Annotated in this window: 13 protein-coding genes; 9 read left to right on the forward strand and 4 right to left on the reverse strand. The window is 73.3% G+C overall.

Annotated features, from left to right (window positions below; all coding sequences use genetic code 11):
- Nucleotides 1-75: 75 nt before the first annotated feature.
- The 3 genes from IEZ20_RS23970 (at nt 76) to moeZ (ending at nt 3020) form a co-directional block, all read left to right on the forward strand.
- On the forward strand, nt 76-1035 hold the full coding sequence (locus tag IEZ20_RS23970) for an NAD-dependent epimerase/dehydratase family protein (RefSeq protein WP_189302128.1): 960 nt from the start codon (nt 76-78) through the stop codon (nt 1033-1035).
- A complete protein-coding gene (locus IEZ20_RS23975; protein WP_189302131.1) occupies nt 1023-1778 on the forward strand; it encodes a spherulation-specific family 4 protein in 756 nt (251 codons plus the stop codon). The genes IEZ20_RS23970 and IEZ20_RS23975 overlap by 13 nt, the downstream gene beginning before the upstream one ends.
- 63 nt (nt 1779-1841) lie before the next feature.
- Nucleotides 1842-3020: an adenylyltransferase/sulfurtransferase MoeZ gene (gene moeZ, locus IEZ20_RS23980; RefSeq protein WP_189302133.1), complete on the forward strand. Its 1179-nt coding sequence runs from the start codon at nt 1842-1844 to the stop codon at nt 3018-3020.
- Nucleotides 3021-3085: 65 nt separating this feature from the next.
- Here the strand turns inward: moeZ and IEZ20_RS23985 are convergent, their stop codons facing one another.
- The 3 genes from IEZ20_RS23985 to IEZ20_RS23995 all read right to left on the reverse strand — a co-directional run bounded on the left by IEZ20_RS23985 (nt 3086) and on the right by IEZ20_RS23995 (nt 9442).
- Nucleotides 3086-4645, reverse strand: coding sequence for an alpha/beta hydrolase (locus IEZ20_RS23985; RefSeq protein WP_189302135.1), 1560 nt, complete (start codon nt 4643-4645; stop codon nt 3086-3088).
- Between the two features lie 144 nt (nt 4646-4789).
- Entirely contained in the window at nt 4790-6334 is a 1545-nt protein-coding gene (locus IEZ20_RS23990; protein WP_189302138.1) for an alpha/beta hydrolase, read from the reverse strand.
- A 132-nt stretch (nt 6335-6466) separates the two neighbouring features.
- On the reverse strand, nt 6467-9442 hold the full coding sequence (locus IEZ20_RS23995) for a lysylphosphatidylglycerol synthetase family protein (protein WP_189302140.1): 2976 nt from the start codon (nt 9440-9442) through the stop codon (nt 6467-6469).
- 186 nt (nt 9443-9628) lie between these two features.
- Between IEZ20_RS23995 and IEZ20_RS24000 the strand changes: the two genes are divergently transcribed.
- The 5 genes from IEZ20_RS24000 (at nt 9629) to nudC (ending at nt 20232) form a co-directional block, all read left to right on the forward strand.
- Nucleotides 9629-10015 (forward strand): MGMT family protein, encoded by a 387-nt coding sequence (locus IEZ20_RS24000; protein ID WP_229896235.1) that lies wholly within the window; start codon nt 9629-9631, stop codon nt 10013-10015.
- A gap of 257 nt (nt 10016-10272) precedes the next feature.
- Nucleotides 10273-13650 (forward strand): ATP-dependent helicase, encoded by a 3378-nt coding sequence (locus IEZ20_RS24005; RefSeq protein WP_189302143.1) that lies wholly within the window; start codon nt 10273-10275, stop codon nt 13648-13650.
- 305 nt (nt 13651-13955) lie between these two features.
- Nucleotides 13956-17675, forward strand: coding sequence for an ATP-dependent helicase (locus IEZ20_RS24010; protein WP_189302144.1), 3720 nt, complete (start codon nt 13956-13958; stop codon nt 17673-17675).
- A gap of 53 nt (nt 17676-17728) precedes the next feature.
- Nucleotides 17729-19132 (forward strand): dipeptidase, encoded by a 1404-nt coding sequence (locus IEZ20_RS24015; protein ID WP_189302145.1) that lies wholly within the window; start codon nt 17729-17731, stop codon nt 19130-19132.
- Between the two features lie 155 nt (nt 19133-19287).
- The gene (nudC, locus tag IEZ20_RS24020) at nt 19288-20232 is read left to right on the forward strand and encodes an NAD(+) diphosphatase (RefSeq protein WP_189302146.1); all 945 of its coding nucleotides are present in this window, start codon (nt 19288-19290) and stop codon (nt 20230-20232) included.
- A 102-nt stretch (nt 20233-20334) separates the two neighbouring features.
- Here the strand turns inward: nudC and IEZ20_RS24025 are convergent, their stop codons facing one another.
- On the reverse strand, nt 20335-20577 hold the full coding sequence (locus IEZ20_RS24025) for a mycoredoxin (protein ID WP_067300300.1): 243 nt from the start codon (nt 20575-20577) through the stop codon (nt 20335-20337).
- Between the two features lie 202 nt (nt 20578-20779).
- On the opposite strand from IEZ20_RS24025, the gene IEZ20_RS24030 reads away from it, so the two are divergent.
- On the forward strand, nt 20780-22975 hold the full coding sequence (locus IEZ20_RS24030) for an ATP-dependent DNA helicase UvrD2 (protein ID WP_189302147.1): 2196 nt from the start codon (nt 20780-20782) through the stop codon (nt 22973-22975).
- Nucleotides 22976-23055 lie beyond the last annotated feature (80 nt).

Consider the following 23055-nt stretch of genomic DNA (forward strand, 5'->3'; position numbering starts at 1 on the left):
CGGCGCCTCCGGAGCAGCCGCAGGAGCCGTCGACACGGCCGGTACCACCGGCGCGCACACCCCGGGAGCCGCCCGATGAGGGTCCTGCTGATCGGAGCCAACGGATTCATCGGCCGTTTCGTCGCCGACCGCCTGCTCGCCGACCCGGCCGTCCAGCTGACCGCGCTCGGCCGCGGCGACGACGCCGACGTCCGCTTCGACCTCGCCACCGGAAGCCCGGGCGCGCTCACCCGCTTCCTCGACGCGGTCCACCCCGGGGTCGTCGTCAACTGCGCCGGCGCCACCCGCGGCGGCGCCCGCGAACTCACCCGGCACAACACCGTCGCCGTCGCCACCGTCTGCGAGGCACTGCGCCGCAGCGGCTGCGGCGCCCGCCTGGTGCAGATCGGCTGCGGCTCCGAGTACGGTCCGAGCCAGCCCGGCTCCTCCACGGCCGAGGACGCCGTACCGCGCCCCGGCGGCCCGTACGGCGTCAGCAAGCTCGCCGCGACCGAACTGGTCCTCGGCTCCGGCCTGGACGCCGTCGTCCTCCGCGTCTTCTCACCGGCCGGCCCCGGCACCCCGGCCGGCTCCCCGCTGGGCCGCCTGGCGGAGGCCATGCGCCGCGCCATGCAGTCCGGCGACGGCGAACTCAAACTCGGCGGCCTCGGTGTCCAGCGGGACTTCGTGGACGTACGCGATGTCGCCCGGGCCGTGCACGCCGCCTCCCTCTCCGCCGCGCAGGGGGTGATCAACATCGGCTCCGGCCGTGCCGTCCGCCTCAGAGACGCCGCCGCCGTCCTCGCGCGCGTGGCCGGATACGGCGGTGCACTGCACGAACTCGACACCCCGCCCGGGCCGCTGCGCAGCGCCCTCGCCCAGCCCCGCCCCGACTCCGAGCACGCGGCCCCGGTGGCGTACCCGTACCCGGACGGCTGCGGCAGCTGGCAGCAGGCCGACGTACGCACAGCGCGTGACCGGCTCGGCTGGCGCCCCCGCATCAACCTCGAAGAATCCCTGGCCGACATCTGGATGGAGGCGGCATGCCGCATCTGACCAGCACCACCTCGGGCAGCACCGGCACCGGCACCGGCGTCCGCACCGCCCTCGGCATCCCCGGCTACGCCCACCCGCTCGTCGCCCCGGCCCAGTGGGCGGAACTCGCCCGCCCCGGGACCCCGCTGGACTGGGTGGTCCTCGACGTCGCCGCCGGCCCCGGCAGCCGCCCCGACCCGCACTGCCTGGAGGCCGCCGGCCGGCTGCGGGCCGCGGGCGTGCGCGTCCTCGGCCACCTGGACCTCACCTACGGCGCCCGGGTCTTCGGCGAACTGCTCTCCGACGCCCACCGCCACCTCGACTGGTACCGGGCCGACGGCTTCCTGCTGGACCGCTGTCCCACAGAGCGGACCGCGCTGCCCGAGGTCCGCCGCGCGATCACCACCCTCCGGGCGATCAGTGACACCGCCCACATCGTCCTCGGCCACGGCCGCCACCCGCACCCCGGCTACGCCGAGTACGCCGACCAGCTGGTGACCTTCGCCGGCTCCTGGTCCGACTACCGCTGGTCGCAGGTGGCCGAGTGGACCGCCGACTACCCGCCCGACCGCTTCTGCCACTTCGTGCACAGCGTGCCCCGCGGCCATCTCGACGAGGCGCTGCGGATCGCCCGCTGGCAGGGAGCGGCGACCATCTACTTCACGGACCGCACGGACAGGGGCGGTCGAGTGGACCCCTGGGAGACCATGCCCGGCTACTGGGACGACATCGTCTCGCTGGTCGGAACAGGTGTCTCGGAATGAAGAAGGCCGTGGCAGTGTTACGAGGAGAACAACTGTAGTGATTGACCGACCAACGGAGTCCCCGTGTCGTTGCCACCCCTGGTCGAGCCGGCTTCCGAGCTCACCGTAGACGAGGTCCGCAGGTACTCCCGCCACCTGATCATCCCCGACGTCGGGATGGACGGGCAGAAGCGGCTGAAGAACGCCAAGGTGCTCTGTGTGGGCGCCGGCGGCCTGGGCTCGCCGGCGCTGATGTACCTGGCCGCTGCGGGCGTGGGCACCCTCGGCATCGTGGAGTTCGACGAGGTCGACGAGTCGAACCTGCAGCGCCAGATCATCCACAGCCAGGCCGACATCGGCCGCTCCAAGGCCGAGTCCGCGCGTGACAGCGTCAAGGGCATCAACCCGTACGTGAACGTGATCCTTCACGAGGAGCGGCTGGAAGCCGACAACGTGATGGAGATCTTCAGCCAGTACGACCTGATCGTCGACGGCACGGACAACTTCGCGACCCGCTACCTGGTCAACGATGCCTGCGTGCTGCTGAACAAGCCGTACGTGTGGGGTTCCATCTACCGCTTCGATGGCCAGGCCTCGGTCTTCTGGTCCGAGCACGGCCCCTGCTACCGCTGCCTCTACCCGGAGCCCCCGCCCCCCGGCATGGTTCCCTCCTGCGCCGAGGGCGGCGTCCTGGGCGTGCTGTGCGCGTCCATCGGCTCCATCCAGGTCACCGAGGCGATCAAGGTCCTCACGGGCACCGGCGAGCCGCTGGTCGGCCGTCTGATGATCTACGACGCCCTGGAGATGCAGTACCGCCAGGTCAAGGTCCGCAAGGACCCCAACTGCGCGGTCTGCGGCGAGAACCCGACCGTCACCGAGCTGATCGACTACGAGGCCTTCTGCGGCGTCGTCTCCGAGGAGGCCCAGGAGGCGGCCGCTGGCTCGACCATCACTCCGAAGCAGCTCAAGGAGTGGATCGACGACGGCGAGAACATCGAGATCATCGACGTCCGCGAGCCGAACGAGTACGAGATCGTCTCCATCCCGGGCGCCCGGCTGATCCCGAAGAACGAGTTCCTCATGGGCACCGCCCTGGAGGGCCTCCCGCAGGACAAGAAGATCGTCCTGCACTGCAAGACGGGTGTCCGCAGTGCGGAAGTCCTCGCGGTCCTGAAGTCCGCGGGCTTCGCCGACGCGGTCCACGTCGGCGGCGGCGTCATCGGCTGGGTCAACCAGATCGAACCGCACAAGCCGGTCTACTGAGCCGGTTCCCCGGTGTGCCGGGTGGGGGCTTCGGGTGCGTACGGCGCCCGGAGCCCCCGTTCGCGTCAGGAGCAGACCTTGCCGTCCTTCGGCACCGTGCCGTTCAGCAGGTAGGCGTCCACCGTCGAGTCGACGCAGTCGCTCCCGTTGCCGTAGGCCCCGTGTCCCTCGCCCTTCCAGGTGAGTTCGACGCCCACGCCCCGGCCCAGTTCGTCGGCCATCCTGCGGGTGCCCTCGTACGGGGTGGCGGGGTCGCCGGTGGTGCCGACCAGCAGGATCGGCGCCGCGCCCGGCGCGCTGACCTCCGGGGTGTCGTACTGGCCCGGCACCGGCCAGTCGTGGCACCAGCCCGCCGTGTCCCAGCCCAGGAAGTCCCCGAACACCGGTGAGATCCGCTCGAACTCGGTCAGCCGCCGCTTCGTCTCGGCGAGCGTCGGCCGCTGCCTGTCGTCCAGGCACGATATGACCCGCTGGGCGTGGGTCATGGTGCCGTAGCGGCCCGAGGGGTCGCGGTCGTTGTACTCGTCGGCGAGCGCCAGCAGGCCCGAACCGTCGCCCTGTTCCGCCGACTTGAGGGCGCTGGTCAGCCGGGGCCACATCGACTCGCTGTACAGAGGCAGGATGATCCCGGTGACCGCGAGCGTCTGGGTGAGCTTGCGGTCCGAGGACGTCGGCAGCGGCTTGGCGTCGAGCCGGGTCAGCAGGGCGGCGATCTTCCGGGAGCCCTGCTCGGGGTTCTGGCCGGTGGACTTCAGGTAGTCGTCCAGGGCCCGCTGGAAGCCGCGGGCCTGGTTCTCGGCGTGGCCCACGGTGTCCGCGGCCGGGTCGACCACCGCGTCGAGCACCAGCCGGCCCACCCGCCGGGGGAACACGTGGGCGTAGACGCCGCCGAGTTCGGTGCCGTAGGACATGCCGAAGTAGTGCAGCTTGGCGTCGCCGAGGACCTGGCGCATCAGGTCCATGTCGCGTGCGGTGTCCGTGGTGGAGACGTGGGCCAGCAGGGGTCCGGCGGCCTTCTGGCAACCCTTGCCGAAGTCGGTGGCGTCCTGGAAGTACGCCTTCTCCTCGGCCGGGGTGTCGGGGGTGGCGTCCACCGACTCGGCGGCCTCGATCTCCCGGTCGCCGCGGCAGCGGACGCCCTGGCTGGCGCCGACTCCGCGGGGGTCCCAGCTCACCAGGTCGTAGCGCTTGTGGAGTGCGGAGACGGAGGACTCGAAGTAGGGCATCGTCGAGACGCCCGAGCCGCCGGGGCCGCCGAAGTTGAACAGCAGCGAGCCGATGCGGTCGCCGCCGGTCGCCCGGGAGCGGATGAGGGCGAGACCGATCGTGGCGCCGTCCGGCCGGGACCAGTCGAGCGGCGCCTTGAGCGTCGCGCACCGCCAGGCGTCGCTCGGTGCGGAGGAGGCGCCGGTGGCCTTGCAGCGCTGCCAGTCGAGGCGCTGGGAGGTGAGGGAGGACGGAAGGGCCGTCGGGGTCGGTGCGGCTGTGGAACGCGACCCCGACGGGGGAGCCGAGCCGGTTCCCTTGCCCTCGTCGCTGCTTCCGCCCCCGTCGGACGAGCCGCCGCAGCCGGCCAGCAGCAGCCCCGCGGCCACCGCGGCCGTCCACCGCAGGAATCGCATCATGCGCACCCCCCTGACAGGCCCGTCGCATCGACTCGCGCCGGGCGTTCCAGGTCATGGTAGGCGCCCCGGGCCCGCCGTGCGGAAGCCTGTGGATAACCCTCTGAGCTGCGGTTTTATGCTCTCGGGGGTGGTTGTCGGGGGTGGTCAGGAGCAGACGGTGCCGGCCTTGGGCACCTTCCCGTCGAGCAGGTAGCCGTTCACCGCGCCCTGCACGCACTTGTCCTTGCTGTCGTACGCGCCGTGCCCCTGGCCCTTGTACGTGAGCTCGACGCCGACGCCCTTGCCGAGGGCCTCCACCATCTTCCGCGCGCCCTCGTACGGGGTGGCCGGGTCGCCGGTGTTGCCGACGACGAGGATGGGCGCCGCTCCCGGTGCGCTGACGTCGGGGTGGTCGGCGGCGCCCGGTACGGCCCAGTCGGTGCAGCTGACCATGCCCCAGGCCAGGTAGTCCCCGAACAGCGGGGAGGCGGCGCGGAACTCGGGCAGCCTCCGCTGGACGTCGTCCGCGGTGTAGCGCGGTTTCTCGTCGGCGCAGTTGATGGCGACGTTCGCCGCGGTGACGTTGCTGTACTCGCCGTTCTCGTTGCGGCCGTTCATCGAGTCGGACAGCAGCATGAGGATCTTGCCGTCGCCGTCGTACGCCTCCTCCAGTCCCTCGGTGAGGTATTCCCAGAAGTCCTTCGAGTACAGGGACTGCGCGATGCCGTTGGTGGCGGCCGTCTGGGTCAGCTGGCGCGGGAAGATGCCCGGGATCGGCTTCTTCTCCAGGTCGGCGAGGAGTTTCGCGATGCGGTCCTTCACCTCCTGCTCGGTGTCGCCGATCGGGCAGTCCGTGGTCTTCGAGGTGCAGTCCTTCGCGAAGTTGTCGAGCGCGAGCTGGAAGCCTCTGGCCTGGCCGAGGGCGCTCTGTTCAGGGTTCTGCGTGGGGTCCACGACGGCGTCGAGGACGGCGCGGCCGAGGCGCCGGGGGAAGAGGTGGGCGTAGACGCCGCCGAGTTCGGTGCCGTAGGAGATGCCGAAGTAGTGCAGCTTGGCGTCGCCGAGGACCTGCCGCATCAGGTCCATGTCGCGGGCCGCGTCGGTGGTGCGCACATGCGGGAGGATCTTCTTGGAGTTCTTCTCGCAGGCCGCGTTGAACTGCTGGGTGCGCTGCAGCAGCTGCGCGCGTTCGGCGGCGTTGTCGGGGATGGCGTCCTGCTGGAAGTACTCGTCCAGCTGGGCGTCGCTCTCGCATTCCACCGGTGCGCTGCGGCCGACCCCGCGCGGGTCGAAGCTGACGAGGTCGTAGCGGGTGCGCAGGGCGGTGTAGTCGGAGCCGAACGCGGGCAGGGTGCTGACACCGCTGCCGCCGGGGCCGCCGAAGTTGAACACGAGCGAGCCGATCCGCTTGTCCGCGGGGCCGCTGGCCCGCGCGCGGATCAGGGCGATGTCGATCGTGTCGCCCTTCGGCCTGCTCCAGTCCAGCGGCGCCTTCATGGTGGCGCACTGCCACTTGCCACCGCCTGGCAGCGGGGACGGGGCGCTGCCGCCGCCCTCCGCGTCGGAGGGGGCCGGGCAGTCCTGCCAGTCCAGCTTCTGCGCCGTGAGGTCCCCGTGCTCCTCTTTGCCGCCGCAACCGGCCAGCGCGACGGAGAGCAGTACAGCGGTGGTGGTCAGCGCGACGGCGCGCAGCCCGGAGCGGTTCGCCATACTCCCATCGTGGGGGCGTGTGCGCCGGGGCGCACGGGACGCGGGCCGTACGAGCTATGTCACCCGGTGGGGTGCGCTCGCCCGGCGGGGTGCTCGCGCCGCTGAGGTGTCCTCACCGCGGCTGAGGTGTCCTCACAGGGCTCCCTTGCGCGTGAGGTGGTTGAAGGCCAGCCAGCCCGGCAGCACCGGCAGCCACAGGGTCAGCAGCCGGAACAGCAGCACGGCCGGGGCGGCGACCTCCTTGGGCAGGCCCACGGCGATCAGACCGACGGTGAGCGTCGCCTCGACCGCGCCCACGCCGCCCGGGGTGGGTGCCGCGGATCCGAGCGCGTTGCCGGCGAGGAAGACGACGGCGACGCTGGCGATGCTCAGCGACACCGATCCGTCGCCGAAGGCCCGGATGGAGGCGTCCAGGCACATCACGAAGCAGGCGGTCAGCAGGAGCATGCCGCCGATGCCGGTGACGAGCTTCTGGGGCCGCTGCAGCACGTCGAGCATGCGCGGTACGACGCCGGCGAACAGCGACCTCACACGCGTGACGACGAATTTCCGCAGGAACGGCACCGAGGTGACGACGAGGACCAGCACGGCCACGGTCAGCAGGCCCGCGATGACCGTGCGGGACGGCGACAGCGAGGGGGTCTTCTCGGTGCCGGTCAGATAGCCGAAGGACAGCAGCATCAGGATGTGGCAGCCGAGCCCGAACAGCTGGGAGGCGCCGACACTCGCCACCGCGAGCCCCGGCCGTACCCCCGCGCGCTGCAGGAAGCGCGTGTTCAGGGCCACACCGCCGACCGCGGCCGGTGCCACGATCTTCACGAACGACCCGGCGACCTGCGCCGCCACGGTCCGCGGGAACGGCACCCGCTCCGGGACGAAGCCCAGCAGGGCCATCGCCGCGGCGACGTAGCTGAGCGCGGAGAACAGCACCGCGGCGACCACCCAGCCCCACTGGGCCTGCGCGAACAGCGTGCCGAACTCGATGTGGGTGAGCTGCGTCAGCAGGTAGTACGCGCCGATGGCACCGGCGATGAAGCTGATCAGCGTGCGGGGGCGGACCCGCTCCAGCCGGGCCGGCTCCACGGGCGCCTGCGGCCTGATCCGCAGCACCTCGTGCCGGATCTGGGTGAGCAGGTCCTCCTCGCGGGCCTCTTCGAGGGCTTCGTCGATGGCCCGCTTCTCCGCGCGCTGCTCGGCGCGGACCGCCTTCTTGTCGGGCTTGTCGGCGGCGGGAGGGGCCGTCTCGGCCGCCTCCTCCAGGCGGGCCGGCTTGGCCTGCCGGGAGGCCTCCAGCACCGCCTCGCGTTCGCGCTGGGCGCGTTCCCGGGCCAGTCGGCGCAGCGTCGCGCGCGTGGAGCGCGTCAGAGCGATCGGCTGGAGCATCGGCAGGCAGTCGGCGACCGCGTCCGGGCCCAGCACACCGACCGCCGAGGCCACCGCCCGCTCGGCGCCGACCCGCAGGCCGAGCGTGGTGACCAGCTGGGCGACGTCCATGCGCAGCAGCAGCTCGCCGGCCGCGATCTCGCCGCCGCGCAGCTCGGTGAGGATCACCCTGCCGGAACGATCCACCAGGATCGCGTCTCCGGCCAGCCTGCGGTGCGCGATGCGCCGGGACTGCAGCGCCCGCACCTGGTGCCAGGTGTTGCGCAGCAGCTCGTCGGTGATCTCCTCGTCGGCCAGCGAGTCCAGCGTGCGCCCGCCGGTGTGCTCGTAGACGAGCATGACCGCGTCCGGGCCCAGCTCGGAGGTGGCGATCAGCTTGGGCGCGTTGGCGCCCGCCGCGATCGCCGCGTACGCCAGCAGCGCCTCCTGCTCCAGCGCCTGGCGCAGCGACTGGAGGCTGGAGCGGGTGGCGAAGCCGCGCAGGGTGAGATTGCGCCACGCGCGGTAGAAGAAGCCCTGGGCCTGCTGTTCCCGGTCCACGACGGTGACGTCCAGCGGGGGGCCGTCCTCCAGGGTGACGAAGTAGCGCCGGCCCCGGTCGCCGTTCTCCGTCTCCACGGCCTCCTCGCGGGCCGCGGAGACCGGGTGGAAGCCGACGTGCCTGAGGCCCGCCATCAGGGTCTGGCCGGTCGGGCGGACGTTGGGGGAGCCGACCGCGTACAGGGTGCCGTAGGCGATGGTCCAGCCGATGAGGACCGTCAGGATGATCGAGAAGGGGGTCGTGTAGCCGGTGACCAGCATCGAGAACGCGTCGAGCAGCAGCACGATCCACAGCACCGCGCGCCATCTGGGTCTGCGGGACATGCCGACGGCCGTCATGTAGGCGATGACGGGTGCCAGATAGCCGTGCACCGGGTCGGTCAGGGCGTGGATGTCACCCGGCGAGGGCTGGGTGAGCGCCTCCTGGATCGAGTCCGGGGCGGCCCGGGCGACCCACAGGTCGGTGGCGAGCGTGACTCCGTGGGCCAGGACGGCCGCCAGGACGCCGTCGGCGATGCGCAGGCCGTCCCGTTTGATCAGCCGTTCGATCGCGAAGGCGACCGGCACCAGGAGGATCGCGATGCTGGACGCCAGACCCGCGATCTTGATCAGCAGGTCCGGGGCCTGGCCGGTGCCCTTGTTGATGTCCTGTTCGAGGCCCGAGGTGGTGCCGTGCGCGAACCCGGCGATCGCGAGCAGCACCACGATGGCGAGCACGCCCACCAGGAGCCGCATGAGGTCGGAGGGGCGGTGCACGCGCGCGGGGAGCAGCGGTTCGTCGCCCTCCACCTGCTCGGCGTGCGGGTCGTCGTCGGCGCACGGAGGGTGGTCCGAGGACGGGTTCCCGGGGCGGGACGGCCCTTCCGCGGCCTCTGTGCCGCCCTCACGCGCGCGCGTGACGTCGGTCTTCCGGGCCGCGGGGTCGCCTGTCGCGGCGTCGCGGGTGGCGTCGCTCTCCCGGCTCCCGGGGTCGTTCTCCCGGCTCCCGGGGCCGTCTGTCTCCGCGCGCGTGGCGTCGTTCTCCCGGGCCGCGGGGTCGCCTCCCCCCGCGCGCGTGCCGTCGTCCGTGTGCGGACCGGTGTCTTCCTGGTGCGCGCCGGTCTCGCCCGTGCGGGCGGTACCGGGGCGCGCGGAGGCGTCAGGGGTGCCCGCCGCTCCATCGGAGTGCACGCCCTGCTCCTTCATGGTCTCTTCTTGGTCTCGTATCACCAGTCACCGCCCGCACGATGGTGGCATGCCCCGCCGACACACGCGGGCATCAGGGTGCGGATGCGCGGGCGCACAGTCTGCCGGAAGGACCGCCCGGGGGCGAGAGGGCCGTGCCCCGCGCACCCCGCAGGAATGCCGGCGGGGTGCGGCAGGATGGGGGGAATGAGCGAGCAGAGCCCTCCCCAGGACGCCCGCGAGGAGTACGCGGACGCGTTGCCGGAGTACGCCGAGCGGGTCCTCGACGTCGCCGAGCGGATTCCGCCGGGCCGGGTGATGACGTACGGCGACGTCGCCGAGTGGCTGGAGGAGGGCGGCCCGCGACAGGTGGGCCGGGTGATGGCTCTCTACGGCGGCGCCGTCCCCTGGTGGCGTGTGGTGCGTGCCGACGGCGTGCTGCTGCCCGGGCACGAGCTGCGCGCGCTCGCCCATTACCGCGCGGAGGGCACCCCGCTGAGGCAGGCGGGCAGGACCACCCAGGGCCATCTGCCGCGGCTCGACATGCGACGGGCCCGATGGGAGGGTGGCGCGGACGCGGACGGTCACACCTGACAGCTTCCGCCATCGGAGGGCGCCAGGGCAGACCCGTGGCCCGTTCGGGTGACACGGGGGACGTCCGTGGCATGCCGTACGTTCGTGAGGTGAGGGACACGCGCGGCGGGAGCGCCGCGAGGGAACAAACGGAAGCCCTGCTTCCGTCCGGAGCGGCGGCGTAGCGTCGGCAGCACCTGTCCCCCTCACCCCGCGGCCACCGCCTCGCGCGCGTGACCGCCCGCCCGCCAGCACAACCACCAGGACCGGCCAACCACGTGAGCTCCTCTTCCTCCACCAGTCGCCTGTCGCACCCCCCGGTGCGGCAGGGGAGCCGTGGCGCTTACCGACTGGTCCGTACTCCACCGGCCGTCGTGGATCCCCCTCGTCTGGACGCTCGGCAGCAGGCCGTGGTTGACCATCGCACCGGACCGCTTCTCGTCCTCGCCGGTCCCGGCACCGGAAAGACCACCACCCTCGTCGAGTCCGTGGCCGCCCGGATCGCCCGGGGCGGCGACCCCGAGCGGATCCTGGTGCTCACGTTCAGCCGCAAGGCTGCCGTCGACCTGCGCGACCGCATGGCCCTGTGCATGGGCGCGGCCCGCGCACCCCGGGCGACCACGTTCCACTCGTACTGCTACGCGCTGGTCCGTGCCCACCAGGACAGCGGCCGGTTCGCCGAACCCCTGCGTCTGCTCTCCGGCCCCGAGCAGGACGTGGCCGTCCGGGAGCTGCTCGCCGGCCAGCCCGAGCTGGAGCGGCTCGGCCTGACCCACGTGCGCTGGCCGGACGAGCTGCGCGCCTGCCTGACCACGCGCGGCTTCGCCGACGAGGTCCGCGCCGTCCTCGCCCGCAGCCGCGAGCTGGGCCTCGGCCCGGAGGCCCTGGACGCCTTCGCCCGCCGCATCGGCCGCCCCGACTGGCGGGCGGCAGCCGCCTTCCTCGCCGAGTACCTCGACACCCTCGACCTCCAGGGCGTGATCGACTACGCGGAACTGGTCCACCGCGCCGTCCTGCTCGCCCGCGGCCCGGAGACAGCGGCACGGCTGGCCGCCCGGTACGACGCCGTGTACGTGGACGAGTACCAGGACACCGACCCCGCCCAGGTCCGGCTCCTGCACGCCCTGGCCGGCGGCGGCCGCACCCTGGTCGCGTTCGGCGACCCCGACCAGTCGATCTACGCCTTCCGGGGCGCCGACGTGAACGGCATCCTCGACTTCCCGGCGGTCTTCCCGCGCGCGGACGGCCGCCCCGCCCCCGTCGAGGTGCTGCGCACCTCCCGCCGCTCCGGCGCCGCCCTGCTCGCCGCCACCCGTCTCGTCACCCAGCGCATGCCGCTGACCCGGCTGCCCGCCGACAAGGTCCGCGCCCACCGGGAGCCGGCCGCCGTACGCGACGGCGGCCGGGTCGAGGTCCACACGTACCCGACGCCCGGCGCGGAACAGGACAACGTCGCTGACCTGCTGCGCCGCGCGCACCTGGAGGACGGGGTCCGCTGGAGCGACATGGCCGTCCTGGTGCGCGCCGGCTCCCGCCTTCCGACCCTCCGCCGCGCCCTCACCGCGGCCGGCGTCCCCGTGGACATCGACGGCGACGACCTGCCCCTGCGGCACGAGCCCGCCGTGGCCCCGCTGCTCACGGCCCTGCGCGCGGTGGCCACGGCGGAGACACGGCATCGCGAGGAGCCCTCCGCCACCGAGCCCCCGGTCGCGGAGGGCGCCGCGGTACCGGGGGAGGCCGCCGGCGACGACGCAGGGGCCCCTGACGCCGCCCCTGACGCCTGCTGGCTGGACACCGAGACCGCCCTCACCCTGCTCGCTTCCCCGCTCGCCGGCATGGACGCCGCCGACCTGCGCCGCCTCGGGCGCGCCCTGCGCGAGGAGGAGCGGGCCGCCGGGAACCCGCTGCCGCCCCCGTCCGACGAACTGCTCGCGCGGGCGCTCGCCGAACCCGAGCGCCTGGCCGTGCACGACCCGGCGTACGCGCGCGGGGCACAGCGTCTCGGCGCGCTGCTCCGCAAGGCCCGCGAGCGCCTCGCCGGGGGCGGTACGGCCGAGGAGGCGCTGTGGGACCTGTGGGAGGGCACGCCGTGGCCGGGGCGCCTGGAGCGGGCCGCCCGGCGCGGCGGCGCGGCCGGCCGCAACGCCGACCGGGACCTGGACGCCGTCTGCGCCCTGTTCGCCACCGCCGCCCGCGCGGAGGAGCGCACCGGAGGCCGGGGCGCCCTGAACTTCCTGGAGGAGATCGAGGCCGAGGACATAGCCGCCGACACGCTCGCCCGCCGCGTGGTACGGCCCGACGCCGTCCGCGTGATGACCGCGCACCGCGCCAAGGGCCTGGAGTGGCGGCTGGTCGTCGTCGCCGGTGTCCAGGAGGGCCTGTGGCCCGACCTGCGGCGCCGTGGCTCCCTGCTGGAGGCCGACCGCATCGGCCGCGACGGACTCGCCGAGCCGCTCACCCCGGGGGCGCTGCTCGCGGAGGAGCGTCGCCTGTTCTACGTCGCCGCCACGCGCGCGCGTGACCGGCTCGTCGTCACCGCGGTGAAGGCCCCGGCCGACGACGGCGACCAGCCGTCCCGGTTCCTGACCGAGCTGGGCGTCGAGCCCAGGGACGTCACCGCGCGCCCCCGCCGCCCGCTGTCCGTCGCCGCCCTCGTCGCCGAGCTGCGCGCGACCACCGTCGACCCGCGCGCGTCCGCCACGCTGCGGGAGGCCGCCGCCCGCCGGCTCGCCCGGCTCGCCGCGCTCGCCGACGAGGACGGCCGCCCGCTGGTGCCGTCCGCGCACCCCTACCGCTGGTGGGGCATGTTCGAGCCGACCGAGAGCAAGGTGCCGCTGCGCGACCGCGACCAGCCCGTGGTGCTCTCCGGCAGCGCCCTCGACCAGCTCGCCAACACCTGCGCGCTGCAGTGGTTCCTGGGGCGTGAGGTGAAGGCCGACGCCCCCGCCACCGCCGCGCAGGGCTTCGGCAACGTCGTCCACGTGCTCGCCGACGAGGTCGCCTCCGGCCGCACCCCGGCCGACCTCGACGTCCTCATGGAGCGCCTGGACTCCGTGTGGAACGCGCTCGCCTTCGACGCGCCCTGGAAGTCGCATCAGGAGAAGGACAACGCGCGCGGGGCGCTGGAACGCTTCCTGAACTGGCACGTCCTGGACCGGGCCGGCCGTACCCCCGTGGCGAGCGAGCAGGACTTCGACGTCACCCTCGAAGCCGGCGACTACCAGGTCCGCATCCGTGGCCAGATGGACCGCGTGGAGACGGACGCCGAGGGCCGGGCCTACGTGGTCGACTTCAAGACCGGCAAGCAGGCGCCCACCGCGCGCGAGGTGGACCGGCACCCCCAGCTCGCCGTCTACCAGCTGGCCCTCCGCGAAGGCGCCGTCGACGAGGCCTTCGACGGCGTACGCCCCGAACCGGGCGGCGCCGAACTGGTCCACCTGCGCCAGGGCGCCGCCAAGCGCGACGGCGGCGACAGCCTGCCCAAGGTGCAGACCCAGGAGCCGCCGGCGGGGGAGTGGGTCGGCGAACTGCTGGCCACCGCCGCCGGGAAGGTCCTGGACGAGCGGTTCACCCCCAGCACCGGGCAGCACTGCACACACTGCGCGTTCCGCGCCTCGTGCAGCGCCCGGCCGGAGGGGCGGCACGTGGTGGAGTGAGCTGTGCGGGGGTGCGTGGGTGCCAGGGGCCAGGTGCCAGGTGCCAGGGGCCAGGGGCCGGGGCGCCGGGCGCAGAGCAGCCGTTGGGTGACGCCTGTGGCCGGAGTGTGCGGCCGGCCGGAGCCGGACGGCGGCATGCGGTCGGGGCTGGCCGGGCGCGGGGTCCGAGGGAACGGCACGTGGACCGGGTGGGCTGCTCGCGTCCGGGGTGACGTACGGCACCCCACGCGCTGACCTGCGGTTCTTCCGCCCCGGGCGACCGATTCGTCCTCGACTGTCAGTGCCCGCCGCTAGCCTCTTTCGACATGTCCGCCCGTATCACCGACCCCGAGCAGCTCAAGCAGCTCCTCGGCATCCCGTTCACCCCGGAGCAGACGGCCTGCATCACCGCGCCGCCCGCCCCGCAGGTGATCGTGGCCGGAGCCGGGTCGGGCAAGACCACCGTGATGGCGGCCCGCGTGGTCTGGCTGGTCGGCACCGGACAGGTCGCCCCCGAACAGGTCCTCGGTCTGACCTTCACCAACAAGGCCGCCGGCGAGCTGGCCGAACGCGTCCGCACCGCACTGGTCAAGGCCGGCGTCACCGACCCCGACGCCCTCCCGCCACCCGGTCACCACCCCGCGGCGACAGCGCCTCGCGCCGACGCCTCCTGGCCGGACCCGGACACCCCCCCCGGCGAACCGGTCATCTCGACGTACCACGCCTTCGCCGGCCGTCTGCTCACCGACCACGGCCTGCGCATCGGCCTGGAACCCAGCTCCCGGCTGCTGGCCGACGCCACCCGCTACCAGCTCGCCGCGCGCGTACTGCGCGAGGCCCCCGGCCCCTACCCGGCGCTGACCCGCTCCTTCGCCGACCTCGTCAGCGACCTCCTCACCCTCGACTCCGAACTCGCCGAACACCTGGTCGACCCCGACGAACTGCGCGTCTGGGACGCCGACCTGCTGCGCACCCTCGAAGGCGCCAGACTCACCAACGCCGACCTGCGCAAGGTCCCCGAGACGGCCGCCGCCCGCCGGGAACTCGCCGACCTCGTCCAGCGCTACCGGACGGCCAAACGCCGCCGGGACCTGCTCGACTTCGGCGACCAGATCGCCCTGTCGGCCCGCCTTGCCCGCGTCCCCGAGGTGGGCCGCCTGCTGCGCGAGGAGTTCCGTGTGGTGCTCCTGGACGAGTACCAGGACACCTCCGTGGCCCAGCGCGTCCTCCTCGCGGGCCTCTTCGGCGGCGGCACCGGCCACCCCGTGACCGCCGTCGGCGACCCCTGCCAGGCCATCTACGGCTGGCGCGGCGCCTCCGTCGCGAACCTGGACGACTTCCCCGACCACTTCCCCCACGCCGACGGCCGGCCCGCCACCCGGCAGGCGCTCAGCGAGAACCGCCGCAGCGGCGGGCGCCTGCTCGACCTCGCCAACGGCCTCGCCGAGCCCCTGCGCGCCATGCACGCGGGCGTGGAGGCCCTCCGCCCGGCCCCCGGCGCCGAGTACGACGGCACGGTCCGCTGCGCCCTGCTGCCCACCCACGCCGAGGAGATCGACTGGATCGCCGACTCCCTGGCCCACCTCGTGCGCACCGGCACCCCGCCCGGCGAGATCGCCGTACTGTGCCGGACCGCGACCGACTTCGCCGAGATCCAGGGCGCCCTCGTGGCCCGCGACGTCCCGGTCGAGGTGGTCGGCCTCTCCGGGCTGCTGCACCTGCCCGAGATCGCCGACCTCGTCGCCGTCTGCGAGGTCCTGCAGGACCCCGGCGCCAACGCCGCGCTGGTGCGTCTGCTGACCGGGCCGCGCTGGCGCATCGGCCCCCGCGACCTCGCCCTGCTCGGCCGCCGGGCCCGTCTGCTCGTCGCCCACGCGCGCGTGGACGCCGCCGACGACCCGGACCGCCGGCTCGCCGCCGCCGTCGAGGGAGTCGACCCGGCCGAGGTGATCTCGCTCGCGGACGCCCTGGACACCTTCCTGGAAGGCTCCTCGGAAGAGGGCGACGACGGGCTGCCGTTCTCACCGGACGCGCGCGTACGCTTCGCCCGGCTCGCCGCCGAGCTGCGCGATCTGCGCCGCTCGCTGTCCGACCCGCTGATGGACGTCCTGCACCGGGTCCTCGCCGTCACCGGCCTGGAGGTGGAGCTGTCGGCGTCCCCGCACGCGCTCGCCGCCCGCCGCCGGGAGACCCTGTCCAACTTCCTGGACGTCGCCGCCTCCTTCGCCGCGAGCGACGGCGAGGCCACCCTGCTCGCCTTCCTCGGCTTCCTGCGCACCGCCGCCCAGTACGAGAAGGGCCTGGACAACGCCCTGCCCGGCGGCGAGAACACCGTCAAGGTGCTCACCGCGCACAAGTCCAAGGGCCTGGAGTGGGACGTCGTGGCGGTCCCCGGCCTGGTGACCGGCACCTTCCCGAGCGCCCAGGGACGCGAGAAGTGGACCGCCCAGGCCAAGGTGCTGCCGCACGCCCTGCGCGGCGACACCGACACCCTGCCCGACGTCGACAGCTGGGACGCGCGCGGCATGAAGGCCTTCCACGAGGCCATGAAGGACCACCAGCACACCGAGGAGCTGCGCCTCGGCTACGTCACCTTCACCCGTCCCCGCTCGCTCCTGCTCGGCTCCGGCCACTGGTGGGGACCCAGCCAGAAGAAGCCGCGCGGCCCCTCCGACTTCCTCAAGGCCCTGTACGACCACTGCGCCGCCGGATACGGAGAGATCGAGGTCTGGGCGGACGAGCCCGCGGAGGACGAGGAGAACCCGGCCCTGCACACGGCCACCGCCGACCAGGTCTGGCCGCTCCCGCTGGACGCCGCCGCCCTGGCCCGCCGCCGCGCCGCCGCCGAGACCGTCCTCACCCACCTGGAGACGCTCGCCGCCGAGCCGGTCGCCCCCGCCGCCCCCGGCGTGCCCGCAGGCCGCCGCCCCGCCCTGCACGACCCGGCCGGCGACGAGCACCCGGACTGGCCCGCACCACCGGAGGACGACGCGTACGGGGACGACCCTTACGGGGATCCGTTCACCGACGAGCCGTACGACGAGCCCCACGACGCGCCGTACGACGAGCCGTATGACGAGCCCCACGACGCGCCGTACGACGACTTCCCGCCCGAGCAGGACCTGCCGCCCTACGACGACGTCTCCGACGACGACTTCGACGACGACTTCGACGGAGACTCGGACGAGAACGCCCGGAGCGCCGAACGGCCCGTAACCGTCCAGGCCCCCCGCGTCCCCCAGGCCCCTCACATCCCCCAGGTCCCCCACGTCCCCCACCAGGCCTCGGCCCCGCAGGACCACCCCCGTCCCGCCGAGCCGCTGCCCCCTGCCTCCCTCACCCCGGAGGAGGCCCGCACCGTCGCCTCCTGGGACCGTGACCTGGACGCGCTCACCGGAGAGCTGCTGCGTGCCCGGCAGACCGTCACCGACGTGCCCCTGCCCGCCACCCTCACCGCCTCCCAGCTGCTGCGGCTCGCCGAGGACCCGGACGGGCTCGCGCAGGAACTCGCGCGCCCCATGCCGCGCCCCCCGCAACCGGCCGCGCGCCGGGGCACCCGGTTCCACGCATGGGTGGAAGCCCGCTTCGAGGAGCTGACGCTGCCCCTGCTGGAGCCGGACGAGCTGCCCGGCAGCGACGCCGAGATCGCCGACGAACGCGACCTGGAAGCCCTCAAGGAGGCCTTCGAACGCACCGAGTACGCCCGGCGCACCCCCTACCGGGTCGAGGCCCCGTTCCAGCTCACCCTCGCCGGCCGCGTCATCAGAGGCCGCATCGACGCCGTCTACCGGCATGGCGACGGCGACGAGGCGACGTACGAGATCGTCGACTGGAAGACCAACCGCGCCCACACCGCCGACCCGCTCCAGCTCGCCGTGTACCGGCTGGCCTGGGCCGAGCAGCAGGGCATACCCCCCGAGTCGGTCACGGCCTCCTTCCTGTACGTACGCAGCGGGGAGGTCGTACGCCCCGAAGGGCTGCCGGACCGGGACGCGCTGGAGCGGCTGCTCACGGGTGAGACGGAGAGCACACGGGAGGCAAGCTGAGTGTGACGAACCGCCCGCCGAGGATGCCGGTGCGGGCGGATAGGCTCGGGACCATGAGCCAGACCCCGGACAGCGCCGTCCGCACGTACATCGAGCAGCACCGCGCCGCCTTCCTCGACGACCTCGCCGCATGGCTGCGCATCCCCTCCGTGTCGGCCCAGCCCGACCGCGCACCGGACGTACGGCGCAGCGCCGACTGGCTCGCCGACAAGCTCCAGGAGACCGGCTTCCCGACCGTCGAGGTCTGGCCGACCCCGGGCGCCCCCGCTGTCTACGCCGAGTGGCCCTCCGGCGACCCCGAGGCACCCACCGTCCTGGTCTACGGCCACCACGACGTGCAGCCCGCCGCCCGCGAGGACGGCTGGGACAGCGACCCCTTCGAGCCGGTCGTCCGCGGAAACCGCCTCTACGCGCGCGGGGCCGCCGACGACAAGGGCCAGGTGTTCTTCCACACACTCGGTGTCCGCGCGCACCTCGCCGCCACCGGCCGCACCGCACCGGCCGTCAACCTCAAGCTGCTCATCGAGGGCGAGGAGGAGTCCGGCTCCCCGCACTTCCGGGCCCTGGTCGAGGAGCGGGCCGGGCGCCTCGCCGCCGACGCCGTGATCGTCTCCGACACCGGCATGTGGTCCGAGGACACTCCCACCGTGTGCACCGGTATGCGCGGCCTCGCCGAGTGCGAGATCCGGCTCCACGGCCCCGACCAGGACATCCACTCCGGCTCCTTCGGCGGCGCCGTGCCCAACCCGGCCACCGCCGCCGCCCGCCTGGTCGCCGCCCTCCACGACGAGCACGCGCGCGTGGCGATCCCCGGCTTCTACGACGGCATCATCGAGCTGACCGACCGCGAGCGCGAACTCTTCGCCGAGCTGCCCTTCGACGAGGAGCAGTGGCTGCGCACCGCGAAGTCCCACGCCACCCACGGCGAGGCCGGTCACACCACCCTGGAACGCATCTGGGCCCGCCCGACCGCCGAGGTCAACGGCATCGGCGGCGGCTACCAGGGCCCCGGCAGCAAGACGATCGTCCCCTCCACGGCGATGGTGAAGCTCTCCTTCCGGCTGGTCGCCGGCCAGGACCCGGACCACATCGAGAAGGCCGTCCGCGCCTGGGCCGCCGAGCAGGTGCCCGCCGGGATCCGGTACGAGATCGACTTCGGTTCGGCCACCCGCCCCTGCCTGACCCCGCTCGACCACCCCGCGCTCCAGTCGGTGGTCCGCGCCATGGGCCGCGCCTTCGAGGGGCCCGTCCGCTTCACCCGGGAAGGCGGCTCCGGACCCTCCGCCGACCTCCAGGAGATCCTCGGCGCCCCCGTCCTTTTCCTGGGCATCTCCGTCCCTTCCGACGGCTGGCACGCGCCCAACGAGAAGGTCGAGCTGGACCTCCTCCTGAAGGGCGTCGAGACCAGCGCGTACCTGTGGGGTGACCTGGCCCGGAACTGGCGTCCCGCACTCTGACCGGCCGGCGCCGTACGGAAGGGCACCGCGCGCGGGGCACACTGGATGCACCGCCCCGCCCGCCCCGGCCGCTCCCGGCCCGGTGCCCGCCCGCCCACGTCCCGCCGAACCGCCCGCCGAAAGAACCGCCGTTACTGGGGGAGTTGGAAGCACCCGTGACCACCTGGACCGACGACACAGCCGACCGACCCATCTCGCTGACCGCCCCGAGCGGCATCGACCGCGCCGCCCACCACCGGCTGGACGAGGCCTGGCTCGCGGCGGCGTGGAGCCACCCCACCACCCGCTGTTTCGTGGTCTCAGGCGGCCAGGTACTGATCGACGAGACCCCGGAGGGCCGGACGGAACTCGTCATGACGCCGTCCTTCGAGGCCCCGCTCACCGAGGCGCACCGCTACTTCCTCGGCATCGACGAGGACGGCGTCAGCTACTTCGCGCTCCAGAAGGACTCGCTGCCCGGCCGTATCGACCAGTCCGCTCGTCCGGCGGGACTGCGCGAGGCCGGCCTGCTGCTGTCGCCGCGCGACGCCGGGCTCATGGTCCACGCGGTCGGCCTGGAGAACTGGCAGCGCACCCACCGCTTCTGCTCCCGCTGCGGCGAGCGCACCGTCATCGCGGCGGCCGGCCACATCCGCCGCTGCCCGGCCTGCGGCGCCGAACACTACCCGCGCACCGACCCGGCCGTGATCATGGCGGTCACCGACGAGGACGACCGCATCCTGCTCGGCCGCCAGGTGCACTGGCCCGAGGGCCGCTTCTCCACGCTCGCCGGGTTCGTCGAGCCCGGTGAGTCCATCGAGCAGGCGGTGCGCCGCGAGGTGTCCGAGGAGGTCGGGGTCACCGTCGGCCAGGTCGAGTACGTCGCCAGCCAGCCCTGGCCCTTCCCGTCCAGCCTGATGCTCGGCTTCATGGCCCGCGCCACCTCCACCGAGATCGACGTCGACGGGGACGAGATCCACGAGGCCCGCTGGTTCTCCCGCGAGGAGCTCCACGCGGCGTTCGAGTCCGGCGAGGTGCTGCCGCCCTACGGCATCTCCATCGCGGCCCGCCTGATCGAGATGTGGTACGGCAAGCCGCTGCCGACCCGCAGCTTCGTCTGAGACGGCGAGCCCCGTCCGGGACGGGGCCGGACCGGGGAAACAGCGAACGGCGGCCCCTGAGCCCTTCCGGGCTCGGGAGCCGCCGTCCGGCGCAGCCCGTGCTTACGCGGCGAGCTTCTGCTTGACCTGGGCCAGCGACGGGTTCGTCATGGTGGACCCGTCCGCGAAGAGCACGGTCGGGACGGTCTGGTTGCCGCCGTTCGCCTTCTCCACGAAAGCGGCGGACTCGGGGTCCTGCTCGATGTTGATCTCGGTGTAGGCGATGCCCTCCCGGTCCAGCTGGCTCTTCAGCCGCCGGCAGTAGCCGCACCAAGTCGTGCTGTACATCGTCACAGTGCCCTGCATCTCTCGCGCTCCTCAGGCAGCTCGGAAAAGGTCGTCCAGGGGGAGAACGTAAGCGACCGGCCCGCCATTCCCGGCAGGGGTATCCCCCCGCCGGAGGGACACCCGCCGCATCCGTGTGACACCGGCCGCATTAGTACGACTGCGAGCCCCCGCCTGTGGACAACCGACGCAGCCGTCCCGGCCGACCTGGCAGCATGGCGGTGTGACAGCAGCAACGCACTCCCCCCTCTTCCCGCAGGCACCGGACACGGCCGACGCGGTGCTCGAAGGGCTCGACCCCGAGCAGCGCGAGGTCGCCACCTCCCTGCACGGTCCGGTGTGCGTCCTGGCCGGAGCGGGCACGGGCAAGACCCGGGCGATCACCCACCGCATCGCCTACGGAGTGCGGTCCGGCATCCTGCCCGCGTCCAGTGTGCTCGCCGTCACCTTCACCAACCGCGCCGCCGGAGAGATGCGCGGCCGGCTGCGCCAGCTCGGTGCCCATGGCGTCCAGGCCCGCACCTTCCACTCCGCGGCTCTGCGTCAGCTCCAGTACTTCTGGCCGAAAGCGATCGGTGGCTCCCTGCCCCGGATCGTCGACCGCAAGATCCAACTCGTCGCCGACGCGGCCGCCGTCCTCGGCACCCGCCTCGACCGCAACGAGCTGCGGGACGTGACCGCCGAGATCGAATGGTCCAAGGTCACCCAGACCGTCCCCGCCGACTACCCGTACGCTGCCGCGAAGGCCGGCCGCGAGGTCCCCCGCGACCCGGCCGAGATCGCCCACCTCTACGCGGCCTACGAGGACCTCAAGCGCGACCGCTCGGTCATCGACTTCGAAGACGTCCTGCTGCTGACCGTCGCCATCCTCCAGGACCGGCACGACATCGCCGAACAGGTCCGCACCCAGTACCAGCACTTCGTCGTGGACGAGTACCAGGACGTCAGCCCGCTGCAGCAGCGGCTGCTCGATCTCTGGCTCGGCGACCGGGACAACCTGTGCGTCGTCGGTGACGCCAGCCAGACCATCTACTCGTTCACGGGAGCAACTCCCGACCACCTCCTCGACTTCCGCCTCAAGCACCCCGGCGCCACCGTCGTCAAGCTGGTCCGCGACTACCGCTCCACCCCCCAGGTGGTCCGCCTCGCCAACGGCCTGCTCGCCCAGGCCCGCGGCCGCGCCGCCGACCACCGGCTGGAACTCGTCTCCCAGCGCCCCCCGGGCCCGGAACCCGTCTACACCGAGTACACCGACGAGCCCGCCGAGGCCGAGGGCGCCGCCCGCCGCATCCGCGAGCTGATCGACGCCGGTGTCCCCGCCGCCGAGATCGCCGTCCTGTTCCGTACGAACTCCCAGTCCGAGACCTACGAGCAGGCCCTCGCCGACGCCGGTGTCCCGTACCAGCTGCGCGGGGCCGAACGCTTCTTCGACCGGCCCGAGATCCGCAAGGCAGGCATCGCCCTGCGCGGCGCCGCCCGCTTCGGCGGCAACGACTCCCTCCTCGACGAAGCCGTCGACCTGCCCTCCCAGGTGCGCGCCGTCCTCTCCGGCGAAGGCTGGACCAGCGAACCCCCCGCCGGATCCGGCGCCGTCAGAGAACGCTGGGAATCCCTGGCCGCGCTGGTCAGCCTCGCCCACGACATCGCCGCCGCCCGGCCCACCGCCACCCTCGCCGACTTCGTGACCGAACTGGACGAGCGGGCCAACGCCCAGCACGCCCCCACCGTCCAGGGCGTCACCCTCGCCTCCCTGCACGCCGCCAAGGGCCTGGAGTGGGATGTCGTCTTCCTCGTCGGCGTCGCCGAAGGCATGCTGCCCATCACCTACGCCCGCACCGACGAACAGATCGAGGAGGAACGCCGCCTCCTCTACGTCGGCGTGACCCGCGCCCGGGAACGCCTCCACCTCTCCTGGGCCCTGTCCCGCTCACCCGGCGGGCGCCCCAACCGCCGGCCGAGCCGCTTCCTCGACGGGCTGCGCTCCGGCACCACCCCCACCGTCGGCCACACGGGCGCCGGCGCCGGCGGAGGCGTCGAGCACGGGATCACCGCGAGGACCACCCCAGCCCCCCGGCGCGTCCAGCGCACTCCGGCCCGCTGCCGGGTCTGCGGCCGCACGCTCACCGACGCGGGCGAAATGAAGCTGATGCGCTGCGAGGACTGCCCCTCGGACATGGACGAGGGGCTCTACGAGCGGCTCCGGGACTGGCGGTCCGTCCAGGCCGAGCGCAGCGGCCAGCCGGACTTCTGCGTCTTCACCGACCGGACGCTCATGGCCATCGCCGAGGCCTGCCCCGAAAGTCCCGCCGAACTGGCCCGCATCCCCGGCGTCCTCAGCCGCAAGCTGCGCAGCTACGGAGCCGACGTTCTGGCCATCTGCGCAGGTCGACAGCCCGGCGCAGACGACGGGAACGACTGATGCGAACTCGTCGAAAAAATAGTTTGCGCATGCCCCGGCAATCCCCATAGGTTCTAGGCACGGAAGCAGCGGCCTTCTCG

The sequence above is a fragment of the Streptomyces cinerochromogenes genome (assembly GCF_014648635.1).
In the GTDB taxonomy this organism is placed as follows: Bacteria; Actinomycetota; Actinomycetes; order Streptomycetales; family Streptomycetaceae; genus Streptomyces; species Streptomyces cinerochromogenes.